Annotated in this window: 14 protein-coding genes; 11 read left to right on the top strand and 3 right to left on the bottom strand. The window is 44.2% G+C overall.

All coding sequences use genetic code 11. The annotated features are described in order from the left end of the window. Positions 1–113 precede the first annotated feature (113 nt). From rqcH to FXV91_RS08255, 3 genes are all read left to right on the top strand, one after another. Positions 114–2,558 (top strand): ribosome rescue protein RqcH, encoded by a 2,445-nt coding sequence (gene rqcH, locus FXV91_RS08265; RefSeq protein ID WP_229390104.1) that lies wholly within the window; start codon positions 114–116, stop codon positions 2,556–2,558. Then, positions 2,555–3,607 (top strand): mRNA surveillance protein pelota, encoded by a 1,053-nt coding sequence (locus FXV91_RS08260; protein WP_229390103.1) that lies wholly within the window; start codon positions 2,555–2,557, stop codon positions 3,605–3,607. The genes rqcH and FXV91_RS08260 overlap by 4 nt, the downstream gene beginning before the upstream one ends. Positions 3,608–4,001: 394 nt before the next feature. Further along, the gene (locus FXV91_RS08255) at positions 4,002–5,336 is read left to right on the top strand and encodes an S-layer protein domain-containing protein (RefSeq protein WP_229390102.1); all 1,335 of its coding nucleotides are present in this window, start codon (positions 4,002–4,004) and stop codon (positions 5,334–5,336) included. 530 nt (positions 5,337–5,866) lie between these two features. On the opposite strand, the gene FXV91_RS08250 is transcribed toward FXV91_RS08255, so the two are convergent. Beyond that, a complete protein-coding gene (locus tag FXV91_RS08250; RefSeq protein WP_229390101.1) occupies positions 5,867–6,586 on the bottom strand; it encodes a DUF1614 domain-containing protein in 720 nt (239 codons plus the stop codon). 191 nt (positions 6,587–6,777) lie between these two features. After that, positions 6,778–7,653: a diadenylate cyclase gene (locus tag FXV91_RS08245; protein ID WP_229390100.1), complete on the bottom strand. Its 876-nt coding sequence runs from the start codon at positions 7,651–7,653 to the stop codon at positions 6,778–6,780. Positions 7,654–8,091: 438 nt separating this feature from the next. On the opposite strand from FXV91_RS08245, the gene thpR reads away from it, so the two are divergent. Beyond that, positions 8,092–8,637, top strand: coding sequence for an RNA 2',3'-cyclic phosphodiesterase (thpR, locus tag FXV91_RS08240; RefSeq protein ID WP_229390225.1), 546 nt, complete (start codon positions 8,092–8,094; stop codon positions 8,635–8,637). 101 nt (positions 8,638–8,738) lie between these two features. Here the strand turns inward: thpR and FXV91_RS08235 are convergent, their stop codons facing one another. Continuing rightward, complete coding sequence (locus FXV91_RS08235) at positions 8,739–9,764, bottom strand: FAD:protein FMN transferase (protein WP_229390099.1); 1,026 nt, start codon at positions 9,762–9,764, stop codon at positions 8,739–8,741. Positions 9,765–10,896: 1,132 nt separating this feature from the next. Between FXV91_RS08235 and mmcA the strand changes: the two genes are divergently transcribed. From mmcA to FXV91_RS08200, 7 genes are read left to right on the top strand one after another with little or no spacing between them, the layout of a single operon-like run. Continuing rightward, positions 10,897–12,375, top strand: coding sequence for a methanogenesis multiheme c-type cytochrome (mmcA, locus tag FXV91_RS08230; protein ID WP_229390224.1), 1,479 nt, complete (start codon positions 10,897–10,899; stop codon positions 12,373–12,375). 4 nt (positions 12,376–12,379) lie between these two features. After that, entirely contained in the window at positions 12,380–13,693 is a 1,314-nt protein-coding gene (rnfC, locus tag FXV91_RS08225) for an Rnf electron transport complex subunit RnfC (RefSeq protein ID WP_229390098.1), read from the top strand. A gap of 4 nt (positions 13,694–13,697) precedes the next feature. Beyond that, entirely contained in the window at positions 13,698–14,597 is a 900-nt protein-coding gene (rnfD, locus tag FXV91_RS08220; RefSeq protein ID WP_229390097.1) for an Rnf electron transport complex subunit RnfD, read from the top strand. After that, complete coding sequence (gene rnfG, locus FXV91_RS08215) at positions 14,594–15,154, top strand: Rnf electron transport complex subunit RnfG (protein WP_229390096.1); 561 nt, start codon at positions 14,594–14,596, stop codon at positions 15,152–15,154. Before rnfD ends, rnfG begins: the two co-directional genes overlap by 4 nt. Positions 15,155–15,159: 5 nt before the next feature. Continuing rightward, positions 15,160–15,792: an Rnf electron transport complex subunit RnfE gene (gene rnfE, locus FXV91_RS08210; protein WP_229390095.1), complete on the top strand. Its 633-nt coding sequence runs from the start codon at positions 15,160–15,162 to the stop codon at positions 15,790–15,792. 1 nt (position 15,793) lies between these two features. Beyond that, positions 15,794–16,384, top strand: a complete 591-nt coding sequence (gene rnfA / locus FXV91_RS08205; RefSeq protein ID WP_229390094.1) for an Rnf electron transport complex subunit RnfA — start codon at positions 15,794–15,796, stop codon at positions 16,382–16,384. After that, a complete protein-coding gene (locus tag FXV91_RS08200; RefSeq protein WP_229390093.1) occupies positions 16,381–17,193 on the top strand; it encodes a Fe-S cluster domain-containing protein in 813 nt (270 codons plus the stop codon). Before rnfA ends, FXV91_RS08200 begins: the two co-directional genes overlap by 4 nt. The last annotated feature ends 33 nt before the right edge of the window (positions 17,194–17,226 follow it).

Below are 17,226 nucleotides of genomic sequence, written 5' to 3'. Positions count from 1 at the left end.
GAGTCGCAATTCGGGCAAGTCAATTCTGGAGGCGCAACTAGGGTGGTGCAACTATACTGTAAAAAGAATTCTACAGTAACACTTATACGAAAAGCCTCTCTTATATCCACTTTATGAAGCAGGATATGTCAAGTGCCGACGTTGCTGCAGTTATTGCCGAACTGTCAGCGGGTCCGAAATCTATTATTGATGCGAAGATCGGGAAGATCTACCAGACATCAGGTGAGGAGATCCGCATCAACCTTTACGTTTTTCATCAGGGCAGGGACAACCTGGTTATTGAGGCTGGGAAGCGTATCCATTTAAGTAAGCACTTCAGGGCAAGCCCCACGCTTCCTCAGGCTTTCCCCATGCTCCTTCGAAAGTATCTTGCAGGGGGCAGAATCGTATCCGTAGAGCAGCACGACTTTGACAGGATCGTGAAGATCGGGATTGAGAGAGGGGGGATCAGAAATACTCTCATTGTGGAGCTGTTTGCTCGGGGAAATATCCTGATTGTAGATTCCGAAAACAAGATTATCCTGCCAATGAACCCTGTTACTCTAAAGGACCGTAGGTTGAGGAGTGGGGAGATTTACGAGCTTCCTGAGGCACAGCTGAGCCCTGTGGAGGCTAAGGTTTCGGACCTTATGGATTCGTTTTCGAAATCAACGGCTGATATCGTCCGTACTATTGCTACAAGATTCAATCTCGGAGGTGTCCTGGCAGAAGAAGCCTGTTCACGCGCAGGAATTGAGAAGTCTAAACTTGCAAAAGAAGCAACTGTAGAAGATGCTGAAAAGCTCCGCGATGCGCTGCAGGATCTCTTTTCTCCGTTGTTCAGGGGCAGGGTTGCAGGTAAAGACGAGATAAAGGCTGAGCCTGAAATCGGTACTGAAACTGATGTCGAAACTGAAGTCGAAACTGAATCAGATATTGAAATCGAATCTGGCAATGAAATAGAAGTTGAAGCAGAAGTTGAAGAAGTTGAAGAAGTTGAAGCAGAAGTTGAAGCTCAGGCGGGAAGCGAAGTCCAGATTCCGGGACTCATACCTCAGCATATAAAGAAGGAAATTAATGGGAAGATCGAAACTTTCGATGTGGTGCCTTTTGACCTCACTCGCTATTCCGAATACGAAAAAGAATATTTTGATTCATTTAATACGGCGCTTGACGAGTTTTTCGGGAGAAAAGCGCTGGAACAGGTCGCAGAGGTAAAGGAAGCCGAGAAAAAAGAGAAAAACCTTGGCGTTTACGAAAGGCGGCTTCTCCAGCAGGAAGAGAGCCTTGCAAAGTTCGAAAAAGAAATCGAGAAAAATAACATTATTGCAGAAATAGTATATGCTAATTACCAGATCATTGAAGAGCTTTTTTCCGTACTCAACGGCGCAAGGGCAAAGGGTTATTCCTGGGATGAAATCCGTTCTATCCTGAAACAGGCAAAAAAGTCCGTGCCTGCTGCCAAGATGATTACAAATATTGACCAGAAAACCGGGACTGTAACAGTAGATCTTGACGGGAAGAGCGTAAACCTTGACATCCGGAAGACTGTGCCTCAAAATGCCCAGGAATACTACGAGAAGGTCAAAAAGTTTACTAAAAAAAGAGATGGGGCTATCAGGGCTATTCAGGACACCAGGAAAGCTATGGAGAAAAAGGCTGCTGCAAAGGCTGCAAAGGCAGGGAGAAAACTGCAAGCTTCCCGGAAAAAACACTGGTACGACCGTTTCAGGTGGTTTGTGTCCTCAGACGGCTTCATGGTTGTAGGAGGAAGGGATGTCGATACTAACGAGGAAGTTTTCAAAAAATACATGGAAAAGAGAGACATTGTCTTCCATACTCAGACCCCTGGTGCCCCTCTGACAGTTGTTAAAACCGGGGGAAAGGAGGTTCCGGAATCTACCTTACAGGAGGCTGCGCAGTTTGCAGTTTCTTATTCGAGCCTCTGGAAAGCCGGACAGTCAAGCGGCGACTGCTATTGGGTCAAAGCCGAACAGGTAACAAAGACTCCGGAATCAGGAGAGTACGTGAAAAAAGGGTCATTTGTTATTCGCGGAGAGCGCAATTACTTCAAAGACGTACCTCTTGGAATTGCTGTCGGGCTTGAATTGAAAGGCGAGACAAGAGTCATAGGGGGACCTATTGCTGCAGTCCGGAAGCATGCGGACTATATCCTTGAAATTACTCCGGGCAAATTTAACCAGAATGATATTTCGAAAAAAATCTATCGGATTTACGCAGATGAACTGAAAGATCCTCGCTTTGTAAAGCAGATCGCATCCCCTGATCTGGTAGCTATGATGATCCCTGCAGGAGAATCAGATATCAGGAACCAGAAGCCGGAACGAAAAAGTCAGGGAACAGGGCCTGAAGGAGAAGAGTACGGAACTTACGAACTGGAGGCTGAATCTGAAAGCAACGAGGAAGAAGATGAGGGGGAATTCGGAGAAGAGACCGGAGAGGAATTCGGAGACGAAATTAGAGAGGAACCTGGAGAAAATATTGAAGTGGAAATTGAAAACGAAGCCAGAGAGGGGAATGTAGAGGAAATTGAAGTACGTGGAGTGAAAAAAGCATGAGGGTCACAAACCGTTCTCTGAAAGGCAGGGAAGGGGAAATTGCCGTGACAGCCGAGACTCTTGACGACCTCTGGCACCTGAAATACGTAATTGAAAAAGGAGACCTGGTCTTTGCCCTGACCAAAAGGAAAGCCGATACGGCAAGCGATAAACTTCGTCCTGAAAAAGCCGAGAAAGTAAAGGTAAGGTTGGGGATCAGGGTCGAGGAGCTGGAGTTCCATAAATTCGCTAACAGGCTGCGAATACACGGGCCAATAGAGCAGGGGATGGACACCGGGTCCTATCACACTCTCAACGTTGAAATTGGGACTAACATTTCTATCATCAAAGAACACTGGAAAAATGACCAGTTCCAGCGCATTCAGGATGCCGAAGAAGCCGGAAAACGCCCAAAAGTTGTCCTTGTAGCAGTCGAAGAGGGCGATGCGGATATTGGTTTTGTGCGTCACTACGGAATTGAGGTATATTCTCATATCCGGCAGTCATCCGGGAAGCGAGAGACAGGGCTCAGGAATGAGTTTTTCAGGGAAATCGTTGAACAACTCAGGCATGTGGTTCCCGAAGATGCCTCTATAGTGATTGCGGGCCCTGGTTTTACCAAAGAAGATTTCCTGAAATATTTCCATGATGTCGAGCCTGATATGGCTTCAAAGGCATTGACTGAAGACACATCCATGATCGGGATGTCCGGATTTCAGGAAGTCCTCCGCAGAGGAGCTGTGGACCGAATTATGCAGGAGTCTCGAATAGCCCGGGAATCCTCTCTCATGGAAGACCTTATCCGGGAAATCTCAATGGACGGTAAAGCCGCTTATGGTTTTGCGGATGTAAAAAATGCTCTTGGTTACGGGGCTGTCGAAACCCTGCTTATTGCTGACGAAACTCTGAGGGAGGGGCGGGAAAAAGGGGAAAATATTGACAAACTCCTTATGGAGGTTGAACAGGCTCAGGGAAAGGTTGTTGTGTTCAGCACATCTTTTGAGCCCGGGGAAAAGCTTCACAAACTTGGAGGAATTGCAGCTCTGCTCCGCTTTAAAGTAAAGGGTTGAAGCGGTAATGGATTTGTAATTTCAGTTATTTAACCCATATCTCTCTATCTTTTTACCCTTTACCTATCTATCTTTTTACCCTTTACCTATCTATCCTTTTATCCCACATCTATCTATTTGTTCTTACTTTTGTTTGTTGCTATTATTCTCTATTTATTTACACATTTTGCCTTCGGTTTCCTGAAAAGCTGAAACGATTTATTTTTATTTTCTTTTTTTACGTCTAATTTAATATTATTTTTCCCCTTTTTTTCAGTTAAAATTAGTAAAATTTATTAACTACTTAGCTTTACTTTTTGTTACTTCTAATTATTTTCATAACAATATTTGCTTATTGATTCTTTATATGTGTGGCTTGGTTAATAATATTCTATGAAAAAGAGCGGTGATATTTATGAATTTCAATATCCAAAAAGCTTTGTCTTCATTTTGTATCGCATTTACAATCTGTTTAATGCTTCCTCCTCTGGGCCTTGCAGCTCCGACTATATGCGGGACTCCTTTTGACACCAATGCAACCTCATCCGATGGATTTTGCTGGGATGCAACCACTTTTGGTGGCTTTAATTACCCTGTAAACAAACACAAAGATTTCGTTGCTTCTGAGAACTGGTGGGGAGAGCGCCTGCAGTATATCGAGAAAGATGGGCAGGATAAACTTGGAAAAGACAATCCCGGAAACCATGTTATAGGTAAAGAGGAACTTGCGTATACTACAAGACAATTCTCCAACAAATACGAACTTGTTTCCGACCTTGAGCTCAATGCCGGGACAACTCCTGCAAAACTTGGCGGGATGTTTTACTATAAACTTGCCTTGTTTGGAAAACCGTATGTCACCGTTGAAAATGATGCAAGGCAGCTTGCAAACATTGTAATCAGTCAGGACAGCAGTGACAAAAAAACGCTTAAAGCCGGTGAGGTCTGGGAACTCGGTAAAGGCTATTCGCTAACCGTGAACCAGGTTGACGCAGAGGGCAATAAAGTCTGGTTCTCCCTCTCTAAAAATGGGAAAGAACTCGAGTCAGCGATTGTGGACGCCGACGGAACTGTTGAAAATCAGACCTTTACCGCAACTGCAGATTTTGGAGATGGAAAAGACCAGCTCTACTTCATTACCTATGTGGATTCTGTTTTTGCGGGTGCTGTTGACTCTTTTGCAGTTTTCAAGTATACCTGGTTAATCGACAGGGGTGACACTCTGATTATTAATAATGGGGATGAATATCAAGGCTTTGAAGTAAAGGAAACTTCTAAAGATGGCATTGTCCTCAGAAATTCAGATTCAATTACCCTGAACCTCGATAAGGATAAAAAGAATTACTTTACAGACGCCTGGTACTTCCAGACTTCAGATGAGGGAAAAGGCAGTACCTCTTCGAACGGATATATTATTTACCCTGCAACAGACGTTGTTATTGAAGACAAAAACGCTACCGAATCCGCAGATAATAACACTTTTACAGGAGAGGACAATGTGATAGATAAGGTATCGGGTTCAAATGAATCTGGAAATATCTCCCCTGATTACAGGAGAGCATCTCCTTCCGAAATAGCTTTCGCGGATTCTGAAAATAATAATAATAATGATAATAATACTCATCCTGAAGAAAAAACAGTAGAGGAATCTCCGGTAAAACTTCCGGGCTTCGGGATAATTCCCGGGATTATAGGGATTACAGTCTGCAGAGCTCTTAAAAAAAAGAGTCAATCCGTTATTTTCAGGTGAGAAATATAATAGAGGGTTGTTCTCTAAGAGGTTTATCTCTGTAGGGAATTATCTCTCGTGCTTCTTTTTTACCTCTTTTTTTTCAGGTCATCAATTGTTACATTGTTGATAACTCGAATTGGGATTTGCTAGAATTTTGTCGCGTTCGATGCAGGAGAGCGATCTTCATCCATAAAGATAAAAAGAAGATATCAGGCAAATAGCAATTTACGCCTGTTTTTCTTGCTTTTTCTGTTTTTGAAGCTTCTTTCTGCTTTTTTCTGCTTTTTTCTTTTTTGAAGGGCTTCCGGGAGAGCTGGAGAAGGCTTTTGTATTTACCTGAATTGAAAAACATCCGGAGTTATGGAAAGTAATCTCTCAGGCCCGAATAATTTTTTTTCAGTAATTATCTCTTAATTGCGGTGCTGATTTACAGGTTTTTTTATCTGGCTGACAGGCGGGCCCAAACCCATTACGCGAAGGGGATAAAACTAGAGAGATTTTTTCCTGGCTCCATAATAGATCAAAATATCAATCAGAGACTGCCTTTTTCAGATAAGGAGAAGGGCAATAAACCCGCTTAAAAAAATTCCATCAAAGGTTCCTGCCCCTCCAATGCTTGCAACAGGGGCTCCCAGGTTCTTAATTTTCCCCAGATTAAAAATGTCAGCCCCTATGAGGGTCCCAAGCACTCCTCCTGTATAAGCAATGATAACACGGCATGATTCAGCAGGACAATCAGGGATATGGACAACCGAAGTAAGAAGGACTGCAGTAAGAACAGCAGTCAGGGGTGGGATCAGAGCCGGAGTCGCAATGCCTACTCCTCTAATTGGCCTTGCTACAGAATAGGTTATAGCTGCAACAATTACCACACCGGCTCCTGCAAGAAGTAAAGAAGAAGGGAATTGTGTAAGAAGATAAATGGAAATAAGGACAGGAATAACTGCTCCTCCAACATTGATAGCAAGTACCGTTTCGTTTTTGACCATCTGTCGGATAGGAATTCTGTAGGAAATCCCGAAGACCTTTATATAATTTTCTTTGACAACCGGAATGTCAGACTTCAGAGTTGTCAGTGGGATATTGATCCCGCTTCCAAGGAGAGACAGGAGCAGGATTAAGAGTGCGTCTTCTGCGGAGAATCCTATTTTCATGAAGGCAGAAACAATAACTCCCAGAAACAGAGACCCAAGCCCGAAGACCATTATGAGAATTAACAGGAAAAGAAATCTAAGGCTAAAAGGCATGTAGAAAATCTGTCTGCTCATAGAACCAACCTCTTTTCTCCGGCTTTCTGCATATTAAGAGGTATGTACATTCTCTTTATTAATGAGTATCCGTTTTCACTCGAATTTCCATACCTGCACCGGAAGACTCTAAAAAATAGGCAGTTAAAAGAAGGCAGTTAAAAGCAGGGAGTTAAAAACAGGCAGTTAAAATATTTTCCTGCGTGCCAGGTTCAGATATATCTGGTTGCAGGCTGTAAGGATTCCATACAGATTGTTTCTTTTGCATCTTTGTATACTCTGAGGACTCCGCCCGACTCTGACACTGTTATTGAGATTGCTACCGTATCCCTGCTTATGGCGGCGGCTGAGACATGGCGCCCTCCCAGTCCTTTTTCAATATCAATATTTTTTCCGTCAACATCAAGATATCGTCCTGCTGCACGGATAAGGCCCATTTCATCTATCACAAAAACTCCGTCAAGCTGGGCAAATTCCTTTATGGATTCCCAGTTTTTCTTGTCAAGGATGTTCCTGTGAATTTCCTCATGACCTGCATACGGGTTAAGAATTATCTGATGAGAACGTTTCAGGACTTCTTCGGAATCGCCTACGATAAAAGCAGCTCCTATTTTTTTTCCTTCCCTGCCTGTGAGGGCGATATCAAAAGCAATTTTCAGGACTGCACTCATGACTTCCGGCCTGACTCTCTCTTCACATTCTTTCATTGCTTTTACAAGGGGGTTCTCATCGAGGTTGTGGACTATAATAGAGCTGGAACCGCGAGTTTCGACAACACCTACAACAATCCCGCTTCTGGGGCTCCCAAGTGCGTACTCTATGGCTGCGGCATGCTGCAGGTGATCAACATTTCCCGAAGCTTCCCGGTTGAGTTGATCGCTGAGTTCTTTTGCAGGGCTTTTTCCTTCTTTGCCGGTTGCTACAAGGTGGTCTATTATGCTTTTCGGGCGCATGGAAATGTAATATACCGGAACTCCTCCGGTCTCGATCCCCTCAAAACTCATATCTCCGGAGACCATAATTGCGGCAGCACCAAGTTCCTGGGAAATGCGGGCTGCCGCTTCTGCAATTATATGTGTTCTGTCCATGTCGTCCACCTCTTTTTATTTTATTCAACCATGTTGCAGTCCTGCTGTTTCACTCTTAGTTCTTTTATATTCTGCTGTTTGATTTTGAAGTTAATTATTATTTCTTTGGGCTAATGTTATTTTCATAGGTTAACATTATTTCTCAGAGTTAACATTAATGGTAATTATACATATAATAATACTGTTAACAAGCCTGTTTGTTGTGTAGCAATATCTGATATAATAATTGCTCTGTGGTTGACCCTATTTCTCTCTTTTTCTTATCATTTTTTCTCAGCTCATTCTACTTATTCCCTTTTATTTTTTTAAATGCAGTCCTGATTAATACGGGTTTACAATTTTTTCTGGAAACAGTGTCATGAATCCGTTTTTTCCTGATATGCAGGCTGACAGAAACATTTTTCTGTTTTTCCCTTCTTATTTATACTGGTGAAAGCTTTGATCAGGACATTCATAGCAGTGGAACTGGACCCGAGTTTTGGTGAAAAAATTCGCCAGATTCAGGAACGATTTTCCGATTTTGACCTGAAGTTTGTTAACCCTGAAATCGTTCACATAACTTTGAAGTTTCTCGGTGATATTGAAGAATCAATGGTTAAACCTCTGGAAGAGGCCCTTGATTCCCTTATGTGTGAGCCTTTCGAAGCAAGAATTGAGGGTCTTGGTGTTTTTCCAAAACCTTCAAACCCTAAAGTCCTGTGGTTGGGAGCAACAGGGAACTTCGAAACTCTCCATGCTGATGTGGAAACATTACTGAAGCCCTTTAAGTTCAAAGGGGAGGACAGGGCATTTACTGCCCATGCTACTCTTGCCAGGGTAAAAACCCTGAGTAAAGACCAAAAAAGTGCTTTTGCAGATATTCTGAATGAATTAAAAGATACCAGACTGGGCAGCATGCAGGTAAATAAAGTGCTTCTGAAGAAAAGCACTCTAACTCCGTACGGTCCTATTTATGAAACCCTGCACACGGTATACCTGGACTGACAGGTCTTCTTGCGCTGGACTGCATCAGTCCTCCACAATCCTGATCAGTTTCTTTTGTGTATCCTTAAGACAACAAGACAACACTTCAAATAGATTTAATTTCAGCTGTACCCTTCGGCTTCATATTCCCTAAATCCACCCGAATATACAAGCCTGCGGTCTTCTGTTATTATGAGGCATTCAACACCTTCGAGATTTTCTATCATCTCAAGCCCTTCTTCTTCTCCCATCACAAAGATCGCAGTTGCAAAAGCGTCGGCGTCAATAGCGTTTCTGGCAATTACCGTGCTGCTAATAATGCCTTGTGAAGGGTACCCTGTTCTCGGGTCCGAGATGTGCGATACTCTTGCTGACTCATTAAAGTAACGTTCGTAATTTCCGCTTGTTGCTACTGCAATATCACGAGCTTCGATAGCCGTAACATATTGTTCGTTTCTGTCCGGGTTCTGAAGACCTACCATCCAGGGCGTACCGTCAGGCTTCTGACCTATGTATTTCCCGTCTCCCCCTGCATTGACGAAAGCGTTTTCAATCCCGTTTTTCTTTAAGGACTCGATTGCTTTATCTACCGCATAGCCCTTTGCGATTCCTCCCAGGGCTACTTTCATCCCCGGTTTCAGGCTTACGTTCCCATTCTCGGTACTTATTTCCGAGTAATTTACGAGTCTGAGAGTTTCGTTCAGTTCATCTGCAGTTGGGGGTTCCTGCGATCCTCCGGGAAGGAATTTACTTTTCCAGAGGTCAAGCACTGGCTGGATGGTGATATCAAAGGCTCCTCCGCTTTTCTCTGAATAATACTTTGACTTCTCTATTACGTAAGTAAAAGCAGGATCAGCATTTTCAACTTCTCCTCGGGTGTTCAAGATATTAAGTTGGCTATCTTCTTTTGAGGGGCTCATAAGAGCGTCAACTCTATATATCTCATTAAAGGCATCATCTATTGCCTTCGAAGCCTCGCTTTCATTTGAAGCATATATGGCTACCGTAACTGTAGTATCCATGATGCTTCTCGTCTGTTGAAACTCCTGAAGTTCTCCACTCTCTTCAGGCTCAGACTGCAAACAGCCTGATACTAGAATGGATAATACCAGTAAAAACGCAAATAGTATTTTGTATTTTGAATCCATGCTTTATCAATTTTGCCTGCTTGTTTTTTAAGCTTGGGTTATTTTTAGTATCCGATCCAGATTTCTTTTCACCGGTAAAGAGGTAAAAATAAAATTGGAAGGAGATTCCGGTTTCGTTCTCTATTTGATCGTCTTTTTATTTACGGTGTTTTTCCTTTACCTTTTAATTCTTTCTTCCTATTCTATTTCTTTGTTTTTTCTGTGCTATATATTTTTATTCATGTGAGATCTATTATGTCTTTTCAGACTCTTTCGGGCTCTTTCAAGCTCTCTCAAGCTCTTTAATTGTCTCTTTTATTTGTCGTATCTGTCCTATTTTATATGCGAACGTTCTGTAATTATTCTTTTTTATTTACTGGTTAATTCATGATTAATGATTAACAAATTATCAATTATTGATTACTTAAAAATTTAACAAATTTTATATAAATCTTATGTTATTATATCTTTATGGGGTTTTTCCTGTGTTCGGAGGTTTAATCTCTGGTTCTTTATCCCAGGTCATTTGTGTATATACCCCTCCTGATTTTAATGTATAATCATGTATATTTTCTTTAGAAAACTATATATATTAAAAAAGTGTAATTTTTAACTTATATTTCAGATATTTTATATATTTGATTAATATACGTCATGTACTATATATAAAGTATATATTTTTATTACTTTATAAAAGTCTATACAATTCCCTCAAACTTATTTCGAAAGAAATAAGTATTACTTCACGCAAACATTTTTCGTTGAAGAGGAATTTAGCTTTGTTTTTCGGAGTAAAATGGCTATCTAAAGCAAGGAAAGGAAAAAGCCGGTGATCAAAAAAATCCTTCAGGAAAACCAATGATGCCAAAAAGAGCTAGGCTAGCCGTTCATGCCAGTTCCTTCTCGCTTCAGTTTTCCGTTTAATTGGTTTCCTTTCGGTCTCTGGTTGATGCCACTGGAGGTCTGGAAGGAACGGCAGTGTACACCCTCTGGCCGTGTACTCGATCCAGCCGTAAATATCCTTCAATCTCATTCATTACTCAATATAAGTTTCAAGTTGTTGAAATTTGAACTTTGTTTCTTTCCGAGCATGAACATAACAACATGAACAAAAAAAGAGAATGTGGTCGTTATGAATAGGTTAAATCTGTTGGTGTCGGGAGTCGCTGTGCTGCTTCTTGTGGCTGCTGGTGCCTATTCTTCTCTTGGATATGCAGGGAATGATCAAATTGCATCCCACTACATGACCAAGGGAGAATGGTCCGATACGGTCTGCGGAGGCTGTCACTTCGATGTCTACGAAAATGTCAATCATTCTTATCATGTACAGGTAGATATGGATCGGTGGTCCCCCCTCACAAATTTTGATCTTGAAACATCCGGAGAAGAGGAATGGGTCAAAGAATTCGGGAAATACCATCCTGGTGGAGGTCCGCTTGCAGAATACGGCATTGGCGTTGACTGTATGATGTGCCATGAACAGTATGGTCTTTACGATTTCGAAGCCCGTGCCGAGAAGATCGAAAAGGGAGAGTACGATGATGCAAACAGGGCAGCCATGGTAAATTCCAGCCTTGCTGCAAGAACTAATCCTATCCAGTTTTTTGTCTACAATGCTAACCTGCTTACCCCCTACCCCCTGCTGATCGTTTTCCATGATGATGTAAATGGAGCTCCTTCACATACCTCCTGTGCTGAAAAGTGTCACATCCAGGACGTGGAAAAGAGAGCTGTAACCTGGGGCAGTGAGGAAACCTATGCAGAGTTCGATGCCCATGCAAAAGAAGGTGTTGAATGTGCTGAATGTCATCACACTGAAGGTTTCATCATAACCTCAGACCATCAGATCGGGCGCGGAAATGCTTCTGATACTCCAGACCTTCCTGAGAATCACTTTGATGATACGATGCGCAGCTGTGACGATGCAGCCTGCCATGCAGGTATCTCTCATGGGGCCTTTGCAGATTCTCACATGGAATTCCTTGCCTGTGAAGCCTGTCATATCCCAATGCTTCCTGGAGGAGAACTACCCGGTGGTAAGCCTCTCAAGACTTTCAGCTGGCAGAATGGAGAACGTGAAGATACTTATTGGGAGGAAGATTTCCAGCCTGCTCTTGCCTGGTACAACGGAAACTTCGGAGATGTTCTGCCTGCCGTGGACACAAGGAATGACACCGATGTAAAGGTGACTCCTTTCAACAATATTACCGGAACATGGTGGGATGCAGGCACTGATTCTGAAGTGCTCTCAAACCCGAACACAAGCATCTCTACAGGAGACCCGATCCCGGTAAAGTATGTAAAGGCAGCAGATGCTGATGGAGACGGTGAGGTCACAGTGGGAGAAATGCAGGCTTATGATGCCGACGGAGACGGACAGGCTGACTATCCGAATGCGGTATTGAGAACTGTTGGTCTCTATTATCAGGTCTCTCACAACATCGTGAGCAGTGACGTTGGAATCGCCTCTCCTCTTACCTGTAAGGACTGTCACGGAAGCCAGGCAGTAATCGACTGGGAGTCTCTCGGTTACGTGGAAGACCCTGGAGGGGAGTCGTCAGCAGTAAAGAGTATTGATATCAGCTATACCAGGCCAAGACCTGTAGAGGTTGAAAGGGAACCTGCATTCTAAGGAGGTGACAAACCTGAGTGACGTTGTTAGACTTGACAAACTGCCTGAAAAGGCGATTATACCCATGAGGCAGCACGATGGAATTGCATGTGCTCCTCTGGTCAAGAAAGGCGAAGCGGTCATTGTCGGCCAGAAGCTGGGGGAATGCGAGGGAAGTGACCTCGCCTTTGTCCACTCCCCCTTCTGCGGGACTGTAGACTCAATAGAGCTGATGCCGAATCCCAGTGGAAAAAGAATCCTCAGTGTTGTGCTCACTCCTTCTGAGTGTGCACAATCGGTTGATTTCGTGCCTGAGAAGAACGCACCTCCTTCAAGGTTAATCCAGATAATCAAGGAAGCGGGAATTGTTGAGTATTATGAAAAGCCCACATACCTTGCCCTGAAGCCTGGAAAGAGGATCGATACCCTGCTTATGAATGCAACCTTCCCCCTTATTACCCACGCTTACCTGAACTCTCTTGACAAGGTTCTTGAAGGGTTCAGGCTTATGCTAGAAGCAAGTGGAATTGCAAGAGGGGTAATCGTTGTAAGGGCAGATGATAAGGAATCCATTAAAGCCTTCAAGAGTGCAAAGGTTAACGGTAAACCGCTTACTGTTGCTCCTATCATCGGAAAGAGACATGCCGACTATTACCTTGAGGACGTAGAAGACCAGATACTCGTTGTTGCTGCAGGCAGAATTACCTATACCCCAACAATGATGAACCTGCTTTCAGCCAATGTAATGGGTAGAAAGCTTCCTCTCGGAGGTGAGCCTGCAGATGCGCATACAGTAGTATGTGGAGTAAAGTCTGCCAAAGCGGTATACGACGCTATATGCGAGGGCAAACCTTACCTGGAGAACGTGGTGACAGTCAAAGGGGCTGTCAACAACCCGAAGAGTATAATAGTCAGGTTCGGAACTCCGCTAAAAGATGTTATCGAAGCCTGCGGAGGCTACAAAGGCGAACCCGGGAAAATCATTGTAAACGGGTCCATGGGCGGGATAGCGGTATATACGGATGAGGCGCCGATAGTCAAAAGCACGACTGGAATTGTGGTTCAGACCAAAGAACAGGTTCTGCGGGATGAAACATCCGTCTGCATTCACTGCGCTCGCTGCGTGGATATCTGCCCTGTAAACCTGCTTCCGACCCGGATCGCATCATATTCTGACCTTGGAAAATACGATGAATGTGATCATCTGTACGCTATGAACTGTATCGAATGTGGCTCATGCGCTATGGTGTGTCCCTCAAAGAGACATCTTGTACAGTTGATAAGATACTCAAAACTTCAGATCCAGAACATGTGTGCTGAAGCAAGAGGAGGCGACTAAATAAATGGCATTTACGGTATCTCCACCTCCTCATATAAAGGAGGGTGTATCGGTTAAGGCATTAATGTGGGGAAGATTTATTGTTCTTCTCCCGTTATGTTTAGCTTCGATTTACTTATTTGGATTCTCGGCTCTCGGAACTCTTATCTCCGGGGTGCTGGGTGCAGTTTTTATCGAACTGGCAATCCAGAAAACATTTCATCAGAAAGTAACAATTGGTGACGGAAACGCAGCATATATGGGCTTGATTATTGCACTGATAGTTCCACCCTCGGCCCCTATCTGGCTGCCTTTTATAGGGGCAGTCTTCGGGGTAGGAGTTGTAAAGCATGCTTTTGGGGGGCTTGGCTCTTATATGTTCCACCCCGCTCTGGCTACCTGGGTCTTTTTGAGCCTTTCATGGCCTACTCTGATGGTTCCTGCCTCAATTCCTCAGCTTGGCTCGCTCTCGGACCTGGTCCTTGAAACAGGAGCAGGGTTCCTGGCAGATGCTTCACCTATTGCCATGATTGGTGTGCTGTTTTTGATTGCCAAAAAGTACGTTGACTGGAAAATCCCTCTAGCTTATCTCCTGACAACTGTCATACTGGTAGTTTTGCTTGGAGACCCGCTTTCTTACATCATCACAGGGACTTTCTTACTTGGAGTGTTTTTCATAGCAACGGAAACATCTACATCCCCTATAACCAGAAACGGAAGGTTTATTTATGGGGCAGTTTGCGGGTTCCTGACAGTGGTTTACGGGTATTTTACCGGGGACTATATTTCAGGGACACTCTATGGCCTGCTTCTGTCAAACGCTGTCTTCCCGCTGATTGAGCGCTCCACCATTCCAAAACCATTTGCAGCCCCGGTGATCACACACTCCACCGCTCCCAAAGTCGTTGGAGGTGAAGAAGAATGAAAAATACACCAGTAAACATAGTTCTTAAAATGGTTGTGCTCTCAGCTCTTGCAGCCGTACTGCTTGCAGTAACCTTCGTTCCTACTCAAGCGCAGTTAAAAATACTGCAGGATGAGCAGGAGAAACAGGCGTTAAAGGCAGTTCTGCCTCAAGCTGCAGATTTCGAGCCCGTAATCGGAGATCAGGTGGATGCAGATGGTGAACCTGTTATTCTTTATTTCCGTGGAGTCGACTCTTCCGGGAATATTGTGGGGTACGCCTTCAGGAATACTCAGCCAGGTGCACAGGGTCTTGTCGAAGTTCTCGGTGGAGTAAGCTCGGACTTCAATACCATAACAGGAATGGAAATTATGTCTCACGCGGAAACTCCAGGGCTTGGAGCAAAAATTGCTGAGCCCGGGTTCAAGTCGCAGTTCTTAGACCTCTCTGTTGCAGATTTGAGCCTGACCAAGAACGGTGGAAAAGTTGATACCATTTCCGGTGCAACCATCTCTACTGTCACGGTAGTGAACGCTCTGCACTCTGGAATTGATAATGTAAGAGCTATGGAAGGGTGATTAATATGGCTGATAGGAGTGTAGCAAGTGAATTTATGCGAGGAATTACCAAGGACAACCCTATATTTGGCCTCGTTCTCGGGCTCTGCCCGACTCTAGCTGTCACCACTTCCGTTGCAAACGGGATTGGTATGGCTGCAGGCACTATTTTTGTCCTGGTCGGTTCAAACCTGCTGGTTTCTGTATTACGAAATGAAATTCCGGATACGGTAAGGATCCCTATAGAACTTATTGTCATAGCCACTTTCGTGTCGATTGTGGATATGGTTATGGAAGCTTTCACGCCTGGGATGTATGCATCTTTAGGTGTGTATATCCCTCTTATTGTCGTGAACTGTATCGTGATCGGTCGTGCCGAAGCATATGCCCTGAAAAATGGAGTATTCTACTCGCTGATCGATGGGTTAGGTGTAGGTACAGGTTTCCTGCTAATGCTTATGCTATTAGGAGGAATAAGGGAACTTTTGGGAACAGGTGGAATCAATCTCTTTGGAATGCAGTTAATTGACCTTGTCTCCACGCTCGGATTCAACCCGATAGGTGTTATGACTTTATCTCCTGGAGCTTTCCTGACCATTGCGGTTCTGATGACCATGGTCAATTACAAGAGAATCTTAAAGGCTATGAGAGGTGCTTAAAATGGCAGATGCATCTCTATTTTCTATATTTATGGATGGAGTGTTCCTGAAGAACTTCCTTATAGTCCAGTTCCTCGGGCTTTGCTCCTTCGTGGGTGTTACAAAGGATGTAAAAAGCGCATCAGGAATGTCAGGGGCGGTCATCTTCGTTATTACGATGGCTGCTTCAGTATCATTCTTCCTGTATACGTACATTCTTGTACCTTTGAGGCTGGACTACCTTACTACGATCGCATTCATCATAGTGATCGCAGCGCTTGTGCAGCTGGTAGAGTTTGTTGTCCGGAAGTTTATGCCCCCTCTGTACAGGTCGCTTGGTATTTACCTGCCTCTGATCTCCACAAACTGCGCAGTGCTCGGAGCCGTACTGCTTAATGTGATGAATGAATACACCTTCATCCAGAGTGTTACTTTCGGGATTGCTGCAGGGCTTGGGTATACTGTTGCAATGATCATCATGTCTTCCATACGTGAATGGAGCAGTGTAGTATACGTCCCAAAAGCAGTCGGAAGAGGTGTCACATATGCTTTCTTCGTTGCACTGATCATGTCAATGTCGTTTGCTAATTACTTCAAGGTGATTCCGCTATGATCGTTGCAGCAGACGTTATGCCCGTAATCATAAACACCGTTTCGGTGCTTGTAGGGCTTTGTATAGCGGTAGGCGCCATGCTGGTAATCGCATCCAAGGTCTTTAAAGTAGAAACCAATCCTCTGGTCGATGAGGTTGCCTCCCTTCTTCCGGGAGCTAACTGCGGTGGGTGCGGATTTGCCGGATGCGCTGCCTGTGCCGAAGCTATCGTCTTACAGGGTGCACCTATCAACAGCTGCCCTGTCGGAGGATATGACGTTGCAAAACTGATCGGCGCAGTCATGGGACAGGAAGTTACAGAGTCCGAGAAGGCCTTTCCGTTTGTCCGTTGCCAGGGCGGCAATGTGAACTGTACAACCCTTTACGACTATCATGGAGTAGAAAACTGTAAAACTGCCCTGATGCTATGCGACTCAAGGAAAGGCTGTACCTACGGTTGCCTTGGTCTGGGAACATGTGTTAAAGCCTGTCAGTTCGATGCTCTCTCGATGGGAGAAAACGGGTTCCCGGTTGTGAACAAAGCTCTCTGTACAAGCTGTGGAAACTGTATTGCATCCTGTCCGAATGGCGTGCTCACCTTTGCCAGAGACTCCGAGAAAGTGCATGTTCTGTGTCGCTCCCACGATAAAGGTAAGGATGTCAAAGCTGTCTGTGAGGTCGGATGTATCGGCTGTAAGAAATGTGAAAAAGAATGTCCTGCAGGAGCTATCAAGGTCACGGAATTCCTGGCTGAAATCGACCAGGAAAAATGTACAGGCTGCGGAGCCTGCGCTGGAGTTTGTCCGCAGAAAGCAATCGAGCTCCGGTAATCCGGGCTCGTTTTTTTCTGACCTTAAACTAAA

Source organism: Methanosarcina sp. DH2 (genome assembly GCF_020804225.1).
In the GTDB taxonomy this organism is placed as follows: domain Archaea; phylum Halobacteriota; class Methanosarcinia; order Methanosarcinales; family Methanosarcinaceae; genus Methanosarcina.
This window is presented reverse-complemented; position numbering and strand designations above follow the sequence as displayed.